Source organism: Vibrio sp. Vb0937, from assembly GCF_033338855.1.
Window position 1 is genome coordinate 1 of sequence record NZ_JAWOTK010000189.1, and the last position, 1,423, is coordinate 1,423.

At 48.9% G+C, this 1,423-nt stretch carries 1 protein-coding gene; it reads right to left on the reverse strand.

The features are described from left to right. Positions 1–165: 165 nt before the first annotated feature. A partial coding sequence (locus tag R7P67_RS24310; RefSeq protein ID WP_318086252.1) for an ABC transporter substrate-binding protein occupies positions 166–1,423 on the reverse strand: 1,258 nt, incomplete at its 5' end.

Here is a 1,423-nt window from a genome sequence, read left to right on the forward strand (position 1 = left end):
CTCGATATAATTCGTGATTAATTTCAAAGTTCATTTCGGGCCATTTATTGATAGCTCACGCTCAAACGTAGATAAACATCACATTTGTTGGCTAGAAGAAATAAAAACGTCACTGGCTTTCACCAAATTGCAGACACAAAAAAACCGCCATTCAGGCGGTTTTGATCAGTCCGCAGACCAAACGGATCGAATGTCTGGCCATCCCCAGTTTGTGAGTGCGACATCTTCCAAGACCCCTTGAAAACGTAGCGTCTGAGTATGGTGGAACATCGGTGCAATCCAATATTCGCTAATCAATGTGGACGCGATCGGCTCTAACGTGCTCAAATAATCTTCAAGCGGTGAGAATGCACGGACATTTTCCATTTGAGCATCCAACCACGCCGCATTCTGCGCCCCTAAGGTGTGGTAAAGCACAGCATTGCTAAAGAAGTTGCTAAACGCAGACGCATGACGGTTATCGTCCAAGTTGATATTGGTGACAACCAGAGTCTCATCAAGCGTGCCGTTTTTGGCTTTCTCGCTCAGTTCTCGGTAGGAGTACATAACGATCTCCACTCGGCTGCCCGCACGCTCTAAACGCGAAGAAATCGCTCGCGCGCACCGGCGTAGCGCCGTGTAATTGTACCCTGCGATGGTGATCAGCTTTGGCAACTTGACCACATCTCCAAAGGGGCGCAACACCGGTTTCCAGTTTGGCAACAAGTTATAAGCAGCGACGCTACCAAAATTGATCTTTTCGCTCTTCATCACTTCGGCTAACTGCTCCGGTCGAATCAAATCACTGATGTATCGGCGCTGAGCCTGAGACAAAGCGTGCTTCGCATGATGGTTAAACAGTGCGAACAAACAACCGTCTTCCGTTCGACTGCGTTTACTCGCTGGGGACGTTTCACTGTTCGGTGTCGACATGTAGTGACCGCACATGTCATCAACAAGGACTGGCTGTGGTTGCAGAGTATTCGCAGCGAGCGATGGGTTCTCCATCTTTTCATCGTTGACGATCCAGATCGTCACCAAATCCGTTAATACTCGACACGCGTAATAGCCATCAAACGCTTGCAGTTTCAAACGGTTTTCACTGTGCTCAACGACGGAAAATGGCCCACTCCCCACCACCAACTTGTTGTTCGCAACGTTCACCTGACTCACGGGCTGAATGCCATATTTCACACCAGAAATAAGCCCAGCAAAACCCAAGTCAGGTCGGTTAAGTGTAAACACCACTTTGAGAGGGTTTGGCGCAGTCACGTTTGCCACATGCGCGAGTTCTTTCTCGTAGTATTCTAGTGAGCTCAATTTGGCAAACAAACTCACCACCGTGTCGGCATCGATTGGGTTGCCATTATGGAAGGTAAGCCCGGGGCGAAGGTAAAACGTCCATTCGAATTTTTGCTCATCGTATCGCCAATGGTGCGCCAGC